Annotated in this window: 16 protein-coding genes; 8 read left to right on the top strand and 8 right to left on the bottom strand. The window is 57.5% G+C overall.

Annotation, left to right across the window (positions count from 1 at the left end):
* Both AC0V61_RS10420 and bchF read right to left on the bottom strand, forming a co-directional pair.
* Positions 1–1,296, bottom strand: a complete 1,296-nt coding sequence (locus tag AC0V61_RS10420) for a ferredoxin:protochlorophyllide reductase (ATP-dependent) subunit N (RefSeq protein ID WP_486157284.1) — start codon at positions 1,294–1,296, stop codon at positions 1–3.
* A complete protein-coding gene (gene bchF / locus AC0V61_RS10425) occupies positions 1,293–1,802 on the bottom strand; it encodes a 2-vinyl bacteriochlorophyllide hydratase (RefSeq protein ID WP_486157286.1) in 510 nt (169 codons plus the stop codon). Before bchF ends, AC0V61_RS10420 begins: the two co-directional genes overlap by 4 nt.
* Positions 1,803–2,127: 325 nt before the next feature.
* Between bchF and AC0V61_RS10430 the strand changes: the two genes are divergently transcribed.
* From AC0V61_RS10430 to AC0V61_RS10465, 8 genes are all read left to right on the top strand, one after another.
* Positions 2,128–2,925, top strand: coding sequence for a cobalamin B12-binding domain-containing protein (locus AC0V61_RS10430; protein WP_486157288.1), 798 nt, complete (start codon positions 2,128–2,130; stop codon positions 2,923–2,925).
* Between the two features lie 12 nt (positions 2,926–2,937).
* Positions 2,938–4,362, top strand: coding sequence for a transcriptional regulator PpsR (gene ppsR, locus AC0V61_RS10435; protein ID WP_486157290.1), 1,425 nt, complete (start codon positions 2,938–2,940; stop codon positions 4,360–4,362).
* Positions 4,363–4,584: 222 nt separating this feature from the next.
* Complete coding sequence (chlG, locus tag AC0V61_RS10440; RefSeq protein ID WP_486157292.1) at positions 4,585–5,493, top strand: chlorophyll synthase ChlG; 909 nt, start codon at positions 4,585–4,587, stop codon at positions 5,491–5,493.
* A complete protein-coding gene (locus AC0V61_RS10445; protein ID WP_486157294.1) occupies positions 5,493–6,872 on the top strand; it encodes a BCD family MFS transporter in 1,380 nt (459 codons plus the stop codon). The genes chlG and AC0V61_RS10445 overlap by 1 nt, the downstream gene beginning before the upstream one ends.
* Positions 6,869–8,092, top strand: coding sequence for a geranylgeranyl diphosphate reductase (locus tag AC0V61_RS10450; protein ID WP_486157296.1), 1,224 nt, complete (start codon positions 6,869–6,871; stop codon positions 8,090–8,092). The genes AC0V61_RS10445 and AC0V61_RS10450 overlap by 4 nt, the downstream gene beginning before the upstream one ends.
* Positions 8,093–8,125: 33 nt before the next feature.
* The gene (locus AC0V61_RS10455; protein ID WP_486157298.1) at positions 8,126–8,650 is read left to right on the top strand and encodes a TspO/MBR family protein; all 525 of its coding nucleotides are present in this window, start codon (positions 8,126–8,128) and stop codon (positions 8,648–8,650) included.
* Between the two features lie 23 nt (positions 8,651–8,673).
* The gene (locus tag AC0V61_RS10460) at positions 8,674–8,952 is read left to right on the top strand and encodes a hypothetical protein (RefSeq protein WP_486157300.1); all 279 of its coding nucleotides are present in this window, start codon (positions 8,674–8,676) and stop codon (positions 8,950–8,952) included.
* A gap of 63 nt (positions 8,953–9,015) precedes the next feature.
* A complete protein-coding gene (locus tag AC0V61_RS10465) occupies positions 9,016–9,465 on the top strand; it encodes a WapI family immunity protein (RefSeq protein WP_486157302.1) in 450 nt (149 codons plus the stop codon).
* A gap of 129 nt (positions 9,466–9,594) precedes the next feature.
* Here AC0V61_RS10465 and pufM read toward each other — a convergent pair whose 3' ends face one another.
* From pufM to bchY, 6 genes are all read right to left on the bottom strand, one after another.
* On the bottom strand, positions 9,595–10,521 hold the full coding sequence (gene pufM, locus AC0V61_RS10470; RefSeq protein ID WP_486157304.1) for a photosynthetic reaction center subunit M: 927 nt from the start codon (positions 10,519–10,521) through the stop codon (positions 9,595–9,597).
* On the bottom strand, positions 10,521–11,357 hold the full coding sequence (pufL, locus tag AC0V61_RS10475; protein ID WP_486157306.1) for a photosynthetic reaction center subunit L: 837 nt from the start codon (positions 11,355–11,357) through the stop codon (positions 10,521–10,523). The genes pufM and pufL overlap by 1 nt, the downstream gene beginning before the upstream one ends.
* A gap of 131 nt (positions 11,358–11,488) precedes the next feature.
* Positions 11,489–11,617, bottom strand: a complete 129-nt coding sequence (pufA, locus tag AC0V61_RS10480) for a light-harvesting antenna LH1, alpha subunit (RefSeq protein ID WP_223071764.1) — start codon at positions 11,615–11,617, stop codon at positions 11,489–11,491.
* An 88-nt stretch (positions 11,618–11,705) separates the two neighbouring features.
* Positions 11,706–11,864 (bottom strand): light-harvesting antenna LH1, beta subunit, encoded by a 159-nt coding sequence (gene pufB / locus AC0V61_RS10485; protein WP_486157309.1) that lies wholly within the window; start codon positions 11,862–11,864, stop codon positions 11,706–11,708.
* A gap of 150 nt (positions 11,865–12,014) precedes the next feature.
* The gene (bchZ, locus tag AC0V61_RS10490; protein ID WP_486157311.1) at positions 12,015–13,523 is read right to left on the bottom strand and encodes a chlorophyllide a reductase subunit Z; all 1,509 of its coding nucleotides are present in this window, start codon (positions 13,521–13,523) and stop codon (positions 12,015–12,017) included.
* Positions 13,520–14,968, bottom strand: coding sequence for a chlorophyllide a reductase subunit Y (gene bchY, locus AC0V61_RS10495; protein WP_486159521.1), 1,449 nt, complete (start codon positions 14,966–14,968; stop codon positions 13,520–13,522). The genes bchZ and bchY overlap by 4 nt, the downstream gene beginning before the upstream one ends.
* Position 14,969 lies beyond the last annotated feature (1 nt).

Below are 14,969 nucleotides of genomic sequence, written 5' to 3' on the forward strand. Positions count from 1 at the left end.
CTACACCTCCAGCCTGTCGCGCCGACGCATAGGCCGTGCGAAGAGTTCGGCGAGGTCACCCGCTTGATCGAACCCGTGGATGGGGGAGAAGACGAGCTCAATCGCCCATTTGGTGGTGAAGCCTTCTGCCTCCAGCGGATTAGCAAGACCAAGGCCGCACACGGTGAGGTCAGGCTTGTCTTCGCGTACGCGATCAAGCTGGCTGTCGACGTGTTGCCCTTCGCTGATGCGGGTGTGTTTGGGCAGACGCTCAAGCTCACCTTCGCAGTGTTTTGCGTGGAGGTAAGGCGTGCCCACCTCAATCGGCTCCATGCCAAGCTCAGTGTGGAGGAAGCGCGCAAGCGGCACTTCCAATTGCGAATCTGGCAGGAAGCTGATGCGCTTGCCTTCTAGGGCCGCTTTAGAGTGCTCGATCGCACGCGCAGCGCGTTCACGGCCCGGTGCAATGACGCTTTCCACTAAAGCCTGATCAACGCCAAATTCATGGCCAATGGCGCGCAGCCAGTCGCTTGTGCCCTCGACGCCGAATGGAAAGAGCGCTTCGATGCGGCTCGCCCCGCGGTCCTCAAGGGCCATGGCCGTGTCTGACAGGAAAGGCTGGGCCAGAATATAGCGCGTGTTCGGGCCAATCGGCGGCAGATCGCGAGCATTGCGCGCGGGCAACACGCCGACGTTCTCAATGCCAAGCTGACCGAAGAGGCGCAGGAACTGGTCTTCAACAATGTCGGGAAGAGCGCCGACCATCAGCAATTGCTTGGGCGCGCTCGCTTCTTGTACCGGCATCTCTGGGACGAGGCATGCGAGGCAGGCATCTTCGCCTTGGGTAAAGGTCGTCTCAATGCCGCTGCCCGAATAGTTCAGGATGCGAACCTTGGGCATATATTGCGCACCAAGACGCTCTGCTGCTTTGGCCAAATCGAGCTTGATGACCTCAGACGGGCACGAGCCCACGAGGAAAAGCGTTTTGATGTCAGGGCGACGATCAAGGAGCCTTTGAACCACGCGGTCCAACTCATCCTGCGCATCGACCATGCCAGCAAGATCGCGCTCTTCCATAATGGCGGTCGCAAAGCGCGGCTCTGCGAAGATCATCACGCCGGCCGCCGATTGCAGCAAGTGCGCACAGGTGCGCGAGCCGACCACAAGGAAGAATGCATCCTGCATTTTGCGATGAAGCCAGACTATACCGGTGAGGCCGCAGAAGACCTCGCGTTGACCGCGCTCACGCAGGACTGGACGCGGCGAAGTGTCAACCTTGGGGGCATCGCAGCCCGAAAGAGTGGTCGCTACATTCATGCAGGCACCGCCTCAGAGTAAGAACCCTGCAAGCGCGCTTGACGTAACTTCCAAAGGAATTGTCCAGCGTTGATGACATAAGCAGCATAAGCGGCGAGCGCGACGCCGAGCCTCTGATCTACCGTGCCAAACCCGCCAAACAGCATCACGAGGTAAGCCGTGTGCAACGCGAGCACGAGCATTGAGAAGACATCTTCCCAAAAGAACGCTGGCACAAACAGCCATTTGCCAAAGACGACCTTCTCCCAGATCGAGCCGGTGACCATGATCGCGTAAAGCACAAGCGTTTTGACGACGATTGAGACGTCAGCGGCAAACGCGCCTTCGCCGGTCGTAAGCGTGCGCACAACAAGGCCAAGACTTACAAGAAACACAAGGAATTGAAGCGGGGCGAGCACGCCTTGCACCAAAGTCCATACCGATTCGTCACGCCGCCGCCGCTCTTCTGGTGTGTAGAGCGACCCGTTGGTCCGTCGATCATTTCGCCCCTGCGCCCCTTGCGCCAAGCTTGCGCCTGAGGATCCCTGCAGCGGGGGGAAATGGCTTGGGATGCGTGTTCGTTGCGAGTCATCCGCTTTGGTGTGCCTTCTTCCCTAAGATCAGAAGAATGGGCCTTCTCGAATGATGTGTCAATCTATTTGGACGTAAATATAACTGGACAATTAAGATGTCCCGAACCGGCGCACCCAAGGCGGTGATTGCAAATTGCTTGTTTCTCAGGTAATGATCGTGCGTTGGCGGACTAGGAGTCGAAAATCTTTCGGCCTCGCCAACCTCGACGCATTACGCGCCAGCCTCGGAGACTAGCAGCCGAGCGGACGGAGGCGTATCTTGTCATCTTCAAAGACGCCAAAAGGAGGCCGTTCAAAACGCTCCGTGCTTCAAAGCGCGTTTGATGGTTTGTTAAACTCCGGTGGCACTGACAAAATGCAAGGCTTTAGCGAAGAAGTTGACCCGGCAGCAGTGGCGAGGTTTTCACAGCTTCCCCTAAGTATGGAGGCGGCCGATCTCGTCGCGGAAGTCGACGCTCTGCTTGAGCAAGGGATCGCGATCAACACCATCTACATCGAGTTTCTTGCACCAGCTGCTCGCCGATTGGGAGAGCTGTGGGAACAAGATCAGTGCGACTTTGTTGATGTGACGATGGGGCTGTGGCGCCTGCAGGAGGTTTTGTATGAAATCTCATCGCGAGCGGCATTCCGCCCGAAACTGCTAGAGCCTGGTGCAAGGCGTGCATTGTTTTTGCCAATGCCAGGGGATCAGCATTTCTTGGGATCGCAAGTGTTAGATGATGTTTTTGCAAGAGCTGGTTGGGATACGGTTGTGATGACAAAGCCGCTTCGCAAGCAATTGCTCGACGTTTTGTCGCGTGAATCCTTCGACCTCGTAGGATTGACGCTCTCGCGTGATTGCCCTAGCTCGGCCCTACGAAACATTATCAAAGCGATGCGTAGCGTTTCACGCAATGAACACATTTCAATTCTCGTCGGTGGTCATATGATCAACCAAAACCCAGCATTAGTTACCGAAGTGGGAGCCGATGGGACCGGCACCGACGCTCGGGCCGCTCTTGAAGTGGCAGAAGCGTTGGTCCAGTCCTCTAAGGTGCGTGCGCAAACGTTAAGATAGGCTGTCTCCCGCATGCTGACCCGCAAGCATTCGATCGAAGGCAAAAACCCCTTCGGAAAAGCTGCAGAACTTTTCAACTCGCTTGACGCCGACGCGGCGATGAAGCTTGCCATGGTGGCAGGTGACATCACCCTCGTGCTTGATGAGACAGGGCTGATTGTTGATACCGCCTTCGATCCGAAGGAATTCCCCGGTTTTGAAGGCTGGGAAGGCACCAATTGGCTCGACACCGTCACCGTCGAAAGCCGGCCCAAAGTCATGGAAATGCTGGCAGCATCGCGCCGCGGTGAAGTGCAGCATTGGCGCCAGGTTAATCATCCAACCCGCGATGGCGACATCCCGATCCGTTATGCCGTTCTGACCGTTAATGGTGGTGAGCACCGTATTGCCTTTGGACGTGACCTTCGTGAGGCGGGCCGGATGCAGCAACGGTTGCTTCAAGTGCAACAGTCGCTGGAGCGCGACTATTTGCGGATGCGCCAGATGGATGCGCGTTATCGTATGCTGTTTGAGAACGCTGGCGAGCCTATGCTGCTTGTGGATGCAAGCACGTTGAAGATCCGCGAAGCCAATGCGATGGCGCATAGTGTTCTTGGCGCGCGCCCTGGGAATTTGTCAGGCAAGAAGTTGCCTGCATATGTGGATAAATCTTCCAAAGATGATCTCCAAATCCTGGTCGGTGCCGCTCTTGCATCGGACGGCGCATCGCCTGTCAAACTGACCTTGACCAAAGGGTCTCGCGAAGTCTCCGCCTATGCAAGTGGCTTTGTGCAAGACCGAACACAGCATCTCTTGGTGCGCTTTGCGAGTTCTCAGTCGGGCGAAGCGGTGGCTCCAGCGCCCGTGCATGATCTGATTGATGAAATGCCTGATGGCTTTGTGATTGCTGATGGAAATCTCGATGTGGTGAGCGCAAACGCCGCCTTTATCGAGATGGTTCAGGCCGCCAGCCTTGATCCCATCCAGGGGCGCAACCTTTCCAACTGGATCGGCCGCCCCGGCATCGATCTTGAGCTGATCGAAGGTCAGGTTGATCAACATGGCTGCGCGCGCAATGTCAGCACTGTGCTTCGTGCCGGTCATGATCTTGAGGGCGAGCAAATTGAGCTATCTGCGGTGCGCACAGGCGGTGAGGATGGGCATTATGCGTTTGTCATCCGTCCCATTGGCCGCCGTCTTCGTGATCTGCCGCCAGCGCCTCAGGACCTGCCTCGTTCCGTGGATCAGCTTACCGATCTTGTGGGCCGTATGTCATTGAAAGAGATCGTTCGCGAGAGCACCGATTTGATTGAGCGTTTGTGCATTGAGGCGGCGCTCCAATACACCTCTGACAATCGCGCGTCTGCCGCTGAAATCCTCGGGCTTTCGCGGCAAAGCCTCTATTCCAAGCTCCATCGCCATGGACTGGGCAATCTGACGGGCGAAGATTCAGAATAAGCCATCTTAGGTGATCGCGTGATTCTCGCGCGACTCAGGCGTTAGGTTTGCGGTTTGGATGCCGCAATGGGCTCTTTTTGGGCCCATTTGGTGTTTTTGTGCCCTCCTGAAAAATTCGTTTTTTGTCCCCGCGCAGCCAAAAAACGCCTCAAATCGGGATTTAGACTGAATTAGTGTCAAATTAATTTGACGCCTTGAGGTGTCACGCATAGCCTTGTGTGCATGGAGAGGTCCGCCATCTCGGCAAATAATCAATCACTCGCGCGTCCACGCGTGGGCGACGTGGTTGAGCTGCTTAAGCCGATCACGTGGTTTCCCCCGATGTGGGCCTTTATGTGCGGGGCGGTTTCTTCGGGCGCTGGGCTTGATGGGCGCTGGCTGTTTGTTGCTGGCGGAGTGCTGCTTGCAGGGCCGTTGGTGTGCGGGACAAGCCAGGTCGTGAACGATTGGTTCGACCGCCATGTTGACGCGATCAACGAACCTGACCGTCCCATTCCTTCAGGCAGAATTCCGGGCCGATTGGGCCTTTGGATTGCGCTTATAGCAACCGGTTTGTCAGCGCTGGTCGGATGGTTCTTGGGACCGCTCGTATTTGCCGCGGCTCTTGTGGGTTTGGCGCTCGCCTGGGGCTACAGCGCGCCGCCATTTCGTTTCAAGACCAGCGGGTGGACAGGGCCGGCAGTGGTTGGCCTTACCTATGAGGGTTTGAGCTGGTTTACAGGCGCGACCGTCATGCTGGGTGCGTTGCCGCGCGCTGAGGTGCTGATCACCCTTGTTCTTTACAGCATCGGTGCTCACGGCATCATGACGCTGAATGATTTCAAAGCGGTTGAAGGCGACCGGGCAACCGGCCTCAAATCGCTTCCGGTTACCTTAGGTGTGCCAAATGCCGCCAGACTTGCCTGCGCTGTGATGGCGCTTGCACAGCTTGCTGTCATCGCGCTGCTTGTCACTTGGGGTGAGACCCTCTCAGCGATTGCAGTTGGCGCCGTGCTCATCGCGCAGTTTGCCGCAATGCCGCGTCTCTTGAGTAACCCTCGAAAATACGCGCCTTGGTACAATGGCGTGGGCGTGACGCTTTATGTGCTTGGTATGCTTGCCGCCGCTTTAGGGCTGGGAGGCTATATCTGATGCACGCACCCACCGCTCCTGCCGGTATAAAACCTCAAGGCCTATCGTGGCTTGCGATTGTCCGCATTGGGCTGGTGCAGGCCTCAATCGGGGCGATGGTGATGTTGATCACGACGGTGCTCAACCGCTTGATGGTCGTCGAATTCGCCCTTGCTGGCGCAATCCCGGCGGCCTTGGTGGGGTGGCATTATGCCGTTCAGCTGTGCCGGCCATTATGGGGGCACGGTTCTGACACTGCGTCTTCCGGGGGCGGTTCGCGCGCTTTATGGATTGTTGGCGGGATCATTGTCCTTGGCGCAGGCTCCATCCTCGCGGTCCAGGCAACCGTGATGGTCCCTCACAATTTCGGGCTCGCAATGGCGCTCGCCATTCTTGCCTACACGCTGATCGGCGTGGGTGTTGGCGCAAGCGGAACCTCAGCGCTTGCCCTTCTTGCATCCGGGGTGGCACCTGAAAGACGCGCTGCGGCAGCAGCTGTCACTTGGATAATGATGGTCGCCGGGATCGTCGTTTCAGCGATTACAGTGGGCGCGCTGCTTCAGCCCTTTTCGCCAGAGCGGCTTTTGACCGTTGCCTCAGGCCTATTGCTGACGTGCATCTTTATAACAGCGCTGGCGGTGTTCCGGATCGAACCGCGCGCAGGTGTGACGTTTGCAGAAACCGAAAAAAGCGACCCGCCTCCGCCCTTCAAGGAGGCATTGCGCGAAATCTTGCATGAAAAGGCCGCGCGCCGCTTCACCGCCTTTATCTTCGTCTCAATGATGGCCTTCAACATGCAGGACCTGATCCTTGAACCGTTTGCAGGCCTGATTTTTGGCATGACACCGGGCCAATCCACACAGCTTGGCGGTATGCAATCGGGCGGTGTTTTGGCGGGCATGATTGTGGCAGGCCTTGGCGGCAGTGCATTTGCAGGGCGTATGCCGTTTGAGCTGCGCCATTGGATCGTGTTTGGTTGCCTTGGTTCAGCGCTCGCGCTTGCTAGCCTTGCATTTGCAGCGGTCACGGGGCCCGGTTGGCCGATTGAGGCCAATGTCTTTGTGCTGGGATTTTGCAATGGCCTTTTCGCGGTTGCAGCCATCGGCGCGATGATGGGGCTGGCAGGTTCTGGCAAGAAAACTCGCGAAGGCGTGCGTATGGGCGTGTGGGGCGCTGCGCAAGCGATTGCCTTTGGGCTTGGCGGGATGCTGGGCGGAGGAGGGCTCGATGCCACTCGCCGTATCATGAATGACCCACAGGCGTTTCAGTTGATTTTCGCAATCGAGGCAGGGCTGTTTGTCCTTGCCGCTTGGCTCGCGGTTCGCGCGACAGCCAAAGGCCTCTCCAACACGGGGCGGGCCGAGCCAATTCAAAATAGGGAAGCGGAGGTATTCGCATGAGTGAGCACATCTATGACGCCGTCGTCGTTGGTGGAGGGCCTTCGGGCGCGACCGCTGCAACCGAACTTGCGCTTGAAGGGCATTCGGTTTTGTTGATGGAGCGAGGTGGCCGGATCAAGCCATGCGGCGGCGCTGTGCCTCCGCGTATGCTTGAAGACTTTGACATCCCACACAGTTTGCTGGTCGCGCGCGCGCGGTGTGCTCGCATGATTGCACCTTCGGGTCGCGCGGTCGATATGCCGGTGGGCGAGACTGGCTATGTCGGCATGGTTGACCGCGAGGATTTTGACGAATGGCTGCGCGTTCGCGCTGTTGAATGCGGGGCAGAGCGGCTCACCGCCACCTTCGAAAAGATCGAGCGCGATGACGAGGCGCATCCGCTTGTGACGTTTCGGCGCGAGCGCGGCGGGCCGATTGAGAGCGTGCGCGCACGCATGGTCGTGGGCGCTGATGGTGCGCGCTCAGCGGTTGCCAAACAGGCGCTTCCCAATGCCGAGCGTGTCAAATGCGTCTTTGCGTATCACGAGATCATCGCCTCACCTGAAAGCACAGGCCCTCAAAGCAACAAGGATGCGTTTGATGGCGACCGCTGCGATGTGTTCTATCAGGGCAAGCTTTCACCCGATTTCTACGCTTGGGTCTTCCCGCATGGGGACACCGCTAGCGTTGGTGTGGGGAGCGCCAATAAGGGCTTTTCGCTGCGCGGTGCGGTGGCAGAAATGCGCTCTGAACTTGACCTTACCCGGTGCGAGACCATTCGCCGCGAGGGCGCGCCTATTCCTTTGAAGCCATTGAAGCGCTGGGATAACGGTGTCGATGTGATCGTTGCAGGCGATGCAGCCGGCATTGTGGCACCGGCCTCGGGCGAAGGCATTTATTACGCCATGGTTGGCGGGCGCTATTCCGCGCAAGCGGCGAGCCAGGCCCTTAAAACCGGCGAAGCGAAGGCTCTCAAGTCGGCTCGCAAGCGCTTTATGAAGGATCACGGCCGGGTCTTCTGGATCTTGGGGATGATGCAATATTTCTGGTATTCATCCGACAAACGCCGCGAGCGCTTCGTCGATATGTGCGATGACAAAGACGTGCAGCAGCTCACCTGGCAGGCGTATATGCACAAGAAGCTCGTGCGCAAAAAGCCGATGGCACACATCAAAATCTTCCTCAAAGACACCGCTCACTTGCTGGGCCTGAGACCGGAAAATTCTGAAGCGCGTTCGTAAGAGATAAGCCAAGCTAAGAGGAGTGGGATCGTCATGAGCACAAACACCGAAACGGGAGGCGGGCTGCATATTGGGCTTAGCAAGACCTGGATATTGCCTGCCATTGTTGCCGCAATCGCAGCTTCAGTAGTTGCAGCTTTGGGCGCGACCATTACGGATTTGGGGCCTTGGTATCAGTCGTTAGAAAAGCCCGGCTGGAACCCGCCCGATGTGGTGTTCCCGGTTGGCTGGACGATCATCTATGCGCTCAACACTGCGGCCATTGTAAGCGCTTGGCGCGCCGCTCCCACGCCCAAGGTTTCCGATACGATTGTGGGGCTGTTTGCGCTCAACGCATTCCTCAATATCGGTTGGTCTGTACTGTTTTTCCGCATGGAGCGTCCGGACTGGGCGTTTGTTGAGGTGCTGTTCCTGCTTGGTTCGATCCTATCGCTGATCGTCTATTGTGGGCGCTATTCGAAGAATTCTGCGCTGTTGTTTGCTCCCTATCTTATCTGGGTGACATTCGCCGCCGCGCTTAATTGGGCGGTCGTGGGTTTGAACGGGCCATTTGGCTGAGCTGGTTGAGCTGAAATAGGGCGATGGACCCGCTTGAAAGCCTTGCAAACCAGTACATAGGACCCTTCTTCGCAAGCGGCCATGCAGCAGACTTGGTGCTGGTTGTGCTCGCGCTCGAGGCCGTTTGGCTGAAATCGCGGGGGTGGGACCTTGCCAAGATCATCGGTCTTGTCGGACCTGCGGTGTTTATCGTGCTTGCACTGAGAGCCGCGCTTGTGGGCGCGGGCTGGGAGTGGGTTGCGATCTTGCTTGCGCTTTCGCTGCCGCTGCATCTGATGGATTTGAGGGGGCGGTTGGGGTGACCGGTCCTCATTGACGCTGCTGCACGCATTCTCAAACCCGTATGTCTGCGCTAGATCAACGGCATGAGTGATAATGTCGAGTTTAGACTTTCAGGGGGCGGCGGCTCCTTGATACTCAAGCTTGATGGGTATCAATTTCCTGAAATTGTGGACGATGAGTGGGATTCCAATTGGCTAATGGTGTCCGGCCAGGTGTCTATAGCAGCCAAGCCTTGGTCATTCACCGACCCTTGCTTGACCAACTTCGAAGCTGCTGGATTGGCAGACTGGCTCGAAGCCATTGCGCGGGGCGAGGGTAGTGACGCCTTGTTCTTCACTGAGCCCAATCTTGAATTTCATCGCGTAAATTCGTCGAAGATCCGGGTGGATTTCGCATTAGAAGCAGCGCCGCCTTGGGCAGGGGACGAAGATGACGTGACCAGTTACGCCCTAGTGGTTCCAATAGGCCCGCAGCTTACGCAGGCAGCTCGCGCAATGAGGGCGCAGCTTTTGCGATTCCCTGTGCGAGGATAGCGAGACGGCGGATAGATCGGAATGAACCACCTTCTAATGAAAAAGCCCGGCTGCACCTTAGTGAAGCCGGGCCTTTTTCGACCTATGGATGTTGGGTTTCGCCTGAAACCCGTGTCGAGGCTTAAGCCCCTAGTTCATAGGAGCGTAATAGTGCTCCTGTGCCCACAGGTACCAATTGTCGACGACAGTCCCTGTCAGCAAGATGCCAATCCCGCCTGTCAAAGTCGTCAGAACCGCAAACCACCACGCCCAGCGGTGGATTGATTCCATCGTGGCGTTAAAGCCCATGGTCCAGCGCCAGAACAGCGCACCGCGCTCAGAGGCGGTGCCGCGGTCGGTGATTTGTTCAATCTCACGCTCACCGCCGTAACGGCCAAGTGCAAGGATTGTCGCCCCGTGCATCGCGAACAGAACAGCTGATCCATAAAGGAAAGCAATCGAGAGCGCGTGGAACGGATTATAGAACAGGTTCCCGTAAATCAGCGAGAAATTGTTCGTCCAATCCAGGTGGCTAAAGACCCCGTAAGGCACCGCCTGTGACCAGTCCCATAGGAGCAGCGGGCGGATAAAGCCCAGCACCAGGAACAGCCAGATAGCAGAGGCAAATGCCCAAGGGATGTGCATCCCCATGCCAAGCGCCTTGGCCCGCATATAGGTCCGCGCCCACCAGCACAAAACTGCGATGGTAAGGAAAGCGCCCGTCATGATGAACCAGCCGCCCTCATTCAAAGGCACAAACGGGCTAAAGCCGTATTCAGGGCCCGGAGGATCAAGCGAGAGCCAGAACAGCTCACGAATGAAGGTTTGTGGGTCCCATCCGGCCTGCGCCCAGAAGTTGAGGCCAATGATCATGAACGCTGCTGTCCCGAAGGTCAGAGAGATCATGCCAAGCCAGCCTAGGTAAAACGGACCGATTTGCGCTTGGCCCAGCTTACCCATCCAATAGGAATAGAAGGTATCTGGAATGCGCTCTTCGCTGCCATCGGTTAGAGGCACGCCCATTTCGGGTGCGGCTTTGACCTGGATCTGGGTGAAGATGTTTTGATAGGTAGCCATCAGATTGGTTCTCCTTGCCAGATTGGGATCACACGCCACCAATCCCACCAGTCAACCCAGCTTCCTGTCATAAGCGTGCCGGAAATCACGATGCAGACCGCACTCCAGAACGCTGCATTAAGCGCCAGGAACAGGCCGACACGGTGAATGCCAAGCGTACCGACAGAATAGCCGATGAAATCGCGGAAGTAGGTGTCTTCATATTCAGGCGAGCGCACTTCATTGCCTTCGCCAACGTTAACCGCTGACAAAACCAGACCGCCGTGAAGCGCAAGCGCCAGACAGTTGGTGAAGAAGAAGGTGATCGCGATCATATGAACCGGATTATAGTGAAAGTTCACATAGCTGTATCCGGTGTAGGAAACCCAATCCAAGTGGGTCCAAATGCCATAGGGGAATGCATGCCCCCATGCGCCCATCCAAAACGGACGGATGATGTTGAGTGTCACAAAGGCGAGAACAGCAAAGCCAAAAGCAATCGGCACATGATAGCTCATGCCCAATTTGCGAGAGATTTCTGCTTGTCTGAGCGCCCATGCGCTAAAAGCGATCGTCGCGCACAGCGTGATGATCTGGTGGTAACCCCCTTCATTCAGGGGTGCGAATGCTAATCCGGCTTCAATTGCGGGTGGCTGGATATCGATTAGCCAAGGATTGAGCGTCGGGCCCGCAGCAGCAGCAGCAAAGATCAGCATCGTGCCAAGGGCCGCGCTGATTGCCACCAATACTCCGAAGAATCCGACATAAAACGGCCCGACCCAAAAGTCGAAAAGGTCGCCGCCGATCAATGTGCCACCGCGCACGCGGTATTTCCGCTCGAAACTAAGGAGCGCCATAGGTCCATCCTTCCTGCGTCAATGGCAGGTGTTATCGTTTGCGTCGTTCGGTTGTGTGGGAGGCAGGCAGGCGAACCTGCCTCCTCACGAAATTTGCCTGTTCAGCTGTAAACAGCCGACGGGATCAGCAGTTAGCTGAGCCAGCCGTATGTTTCGGTGCTGAGCAGGATGAAGTGGATCGTGAACGCGAGAACCGCGAGGCCGACATGCAGCGCTACGAGGGTCCGGCGAACATCGAAATGATGCCAAATCTTGTACATGAGTATATCCTTATTCCATTAGTCTGTAAGTTAGCCTTCCGCGCCCCGCAAAAGGGCGGCAAACGGCCAAATCAGGCGGTATGGATTATCAGAGTGGGAGCCACGGCTTGTTGATCCACAGTAGAATGTGGGCGACAACCGCGATTGCGACGTAGAGACCAAAAGTGCCCATGAACGCGCCATGGATCTCTTTTGCTTCCTCGTCCGTCAGATACGTCCCCACGTTGGGGCGATCACCATCGGCCATTATAGTATCTCCGTATTGTTACATTGGAGCGGGGACGGAATTGTCCCCAGCGGTATCCGCGCGTGATCCCCCACGTGGATTGCGGATGCCCGATACAATCAGGCAAAACTTGTGATCCCTCAGAAGTTTTTGTGGTGTGAAGGAGCGTACTCATACGGCCTCTCCTTCGAGTAATGCCTCTTGGAGGCAATCTTTGGTAACTGTGTCTGCGCCCTTTGAACGCGCCGTATGTTCGGCGGCATCGCGAAGGCGTTTGGCAGCGGAAATTCGGATAAGGACGGGCTGTTTTTCGACCAGCTCATCAAGGCGTGCCTTCGCCTCGGCGTCCCATGTGACTTCGTGCGTTGGCCGGCCGTTGGAGCCCGCTTTCACCGGCACATCAGCGCCTCTGGCAAGGGTTGGCTCGCCTTTATCCATCTCGGTGCCGAGCGGCAGGATATGGAACAGCGCATCAAACAGCGCATTGCAAACTTCCTGCACCAGATAGGTCGCGCCCGAATATCCCATAAACGGCGTGCCGGTGTGGCGTCTGATCGCGGCGCCTGGGAAGCTTGCTGGGATAAATTGACCCGCAGGACCATGGCCAGCGCCACCCGCTGCTGCTGCCTCGGCCATATACATGCGCTCGTTGTAAGAGCCGAACATGACGAGGGGCGGGGTGGTGTGAATGCTTTCCCGAACGTCTTCGTTCTTAGGCTTTACGCCTGCTTCGCGCGAATAGGCGAATGCGCAGGGCAGGCCCATATCGTCTTCGAGGAAGTGGCGAATACCGCGCGCATAGGTTGCATTGGCGACGATGCCAAAATTGGCGGTCGCAAAGAAGTCTTGTGTGACCGAGCGCCACAGGTCCCACAATGGCTTGATCGTGGTGTGTTTCTCGCGCTCAATGAACGGCTCTGGGTCTAGCCCAAGCTCAGCGCCCAATGCGCGCAGGAATTTGGTTGTGCTGGAAAGACCAACGGGCGCTTGGAAATATGGCCGGTCCAATGTCTCGCAAAGGTTGCGGCCAAATTCGCGGTACATGCAAACATTTGCATCAGCCGTGCCGAGTTTGCGGATATCGGCAAGGTGGCAGCCAAGCGGGAAGACCACGCCAACTTCTGCGCCGATCCCCTCAACGAGCCGCCGGATTTCGGCAAGGTCCGATGGCATGTTGAACATGCCGTAGGAGGGGCCAATGATGTTGACGACGGGCTTTTCACCCTCTTTGCGCGCCTTGATAGCGGGCATTTTTTTAGGGCCAAACTCGGTCCAAAGCCATGTCAAAGCGCGGTCGGCGCTCTCCCACTGATCCTCATCAATGGTGCGCGGCAGGAAGCGCTTAATATTGGTGCCCTCTGGCGTAACGCCGCCGCCGATCATCTCAGCGATAGAGCCTGTGACAACCACTGCGGGCAGCTCTGGGTCAAGCGTTTGCCAAGCGCGTTTCATTGCGCCTTCGGTGCCGGTTTTGCCCAGCTCCTCTTCGCCCAAACCCGTTACCACAATCGGCAATTCATGCGGGGGAAGGGCGTCGGTGTAGTGTAGCACGCTGGTCACCGGCAGGTTCTCACAACCCACCGGGCCATCGATGATGACTTGCAGGCCCTTTACCGCCGTGAAGACGTACGTGGCGCCCCAATATCCGCCAGCGCGGTCATGATCGAGGACGAGGGTCATGTGCCCACCGCCTCTGACGCTTTGCGCGCCGCTTCGTTCAATGCTGCATATTTCTTGCGGAATTTCGGACGGTCGATGGGGGTGTCTTCCCACACGCCTGTCGCATGGCCATCGCCCACACCCTCAAAGAACTCGCGCATCGTGTCGAAGCGCTCTTTATTGCCCATCGCGGCGTTGATGACCTGTGCGAGGCTGCCAGCGCCTGCCGGGCCCATAAGAGGCCGCGCGGAAATGAGGTTGGTGAAGTAGAGCGACGGGATAGCTTTGGACTTGGCGTGCTGAACCACTGGAGTGGTGCCCACGGCCAAATCCGGGCCAAACTCTTCTATCGCGGCAATATCGTCTTCAAGGCTTGCACGGAAATTGACCCGCGTGCCTTTGGCCTCCAGCCATTCGCGGTCTGCATCGGACCACTTGGTCTTAGGACAAGCGCTGCCGACATAAGGCACATCCGCGCCGCTTTCGATCAGCAGGCGGGCGACCAAAAGCTCTGAACCCTCATAGCCAGAGACTGTCACGCGGCCTTTGATGGGCGAACCCGCCAAAGCGCCTTTGCAAGCACCGATCATGGCGTTTTTCACGCCTGCGACTTTGTCAGCGGGAAGTCCCATCACATCGCCAAGGCTGTCGAGCCATGCGGCGGTGCCGTCAGCACCGACGGGCGCTGAACCAATGACCGGGCGACCGGCGTGTTCAAATTCGCGAATGCTGGCGGTGTAGAACGGGTGGATCGCGGCTGCGACCGAGCAATCGAGCGCAGAATAGAGCTCGCGCCACTCGCGCGTTGGAACCACCGGACCTGCTGCCAAGCCCAAAGGCTCAAGCATTTGCCCAATCACCACCGGATCGGCTGGGAACATTTCTCCCAAAAGCGCAACCGTAGGCTTGTCAGAGCGTTTCTCAGGTGTCGCCACCGGCCCTTCCATCGCCTCATTGCGCGCATAGGCGAGCATTGCGCCAGCCAGCACATCCTTCGCCTCAGCATGCGTTGGAATGCCAAAGCCGGGAACGTCGATGCCGATAATGCGCACGCCGTTGATCTGATCTGGCAGCAAGCGCAAAGGCACACCGCTTGCGGTGGGAACGCATAGGTTCGTCACCACAACCGCGTCGTAGTGCTCTGGGTCTGCGAGATCCTCGACAGCTTCTTTGATGTCCTCAAACAGCTTGCCGGTGACCAGCGTTTCGGAGGAGAACGGGACATAGCCAACCGTGCGCCGCGCACCGTAGAAGTGCGAGGTAAAGGTCAGGCCATAAACACAGCAAGCCGAGCCTGAGAGCACGGTCGCGGTGCGCTTCATACGAAGGCCAACGCGCAATGACCCGAATGCTGGGCACATGGACTGCGGTTGATCGTGGGGTCCTTTTGCAGGGTCCACGGGATAGTCAGCAGCGTATTGGTCGAGAATGTCACTTTTCCCGGCCGCGCGCGCCGCCTCGCGCATG

It is taken from the genome of Erythrobacter sp. JB1-4 (genome assembly GCF_057365025.1).

Excerpts from the sequence above, each read along its gene's own strand:
- bchY (WP_486159521.1), bottom strand. The coding sequence starts at position 14,968 with ATGCGCGAGGCGGCGCGCGCGGCCGGGAAAAGTGACATTCTCGACCAA.
- ppsR (WP_486157290.1), top strand. The coding sequence starts at position 2,938 with ATGCTGACCCGCAAGCATTCGATCGAAGGCAAAAACCCCTTCGGAAAA.
- pufM (WP_486157304.1), bottom strand. The coding sequence starts at position 10,521 with ATGGCTACCTATCAAAACATCTTCACCCAGATCCAGGTCAAAGCCGCA.
- AC0V61_RS10465 (WP_486157302.1), top strand. The coding sequence starts at position 9,016 with ATGAGTGATAATGTCGAGTTTAGACTTTCAGGGGGCGGCGGCTCCTTG.
- AC0V61_RS10460 (WP_486157300.1), top strand. The coding sequence starts at position 8,674 with ATGGACCCGCTTGAAAGCCTTGCAAACCAGTACATAGGACCCTTCTTC.
- pufB (WP_486157309.1), bottom strand. The coding sequence starts at position 11,864 with ATGGCCGATGGTGATCGCCCCAACGTGGGGACGTATCTGACGGACGAG.
- AC0V61_RS10455 (WP_486157298.1), top strand. The coding sequence starts at position 8,126 with ATGAGCACAAACACCGAAACGGGAGGCGGGCTGCATATTGGGCTTAGC.
- AC0V61_RS10445 (WP_486157294.1), top strand. The coding sequence starts at position 5,493 with ATGCACGCACCCACCGCTCCTGCCGGTATAAAACCTCAAGGCCTATCG.
- chlG (WP_486157292.1), top strand. The coding sequence starts at position 4,585 with ATGGAGAGGTCCGCCATCTCGGCAAATAATCAATCACTCGCGCGTCCA.
- pufA (WP_223071764.1), bottom strand. The coding sequence starts at position 11,617 with ATGTACAAGATTTGGCATCATTTCGATGTTCGCCGGACCCTCGTAGCG.
- AC0V61_RS10420 (WP_486157284.1), bottom strand. The coding sequence starts at position 1,296 with ATGAATGTAGCGACCACTCTTTCGGGCTGCGATGCCCCCAAGGTTGAC.
- AC0V61_RS10450 (WP_486157296.1), top strand. The coding sequence starts at position 6,869 with ATGAGTGAGCACATCTATGACGCCGTCGTCGTTGGTGGAGGGCCTTCG.
- bchZ (WP_486157311.1), bottom strand. The coding sequence starts at position 13,523 with ATGACCCTCGTCCTCGATCATGACCGCGCTGGCGGATATTGGGGCGCC.
- pufL (WP_486157306.1), bottom strand. The coding sequence starts at position 11,357 with ATGGCGCTCCTTAGTTTCGAGCGGAAATACCGCGTGCGCGGTGGCACA.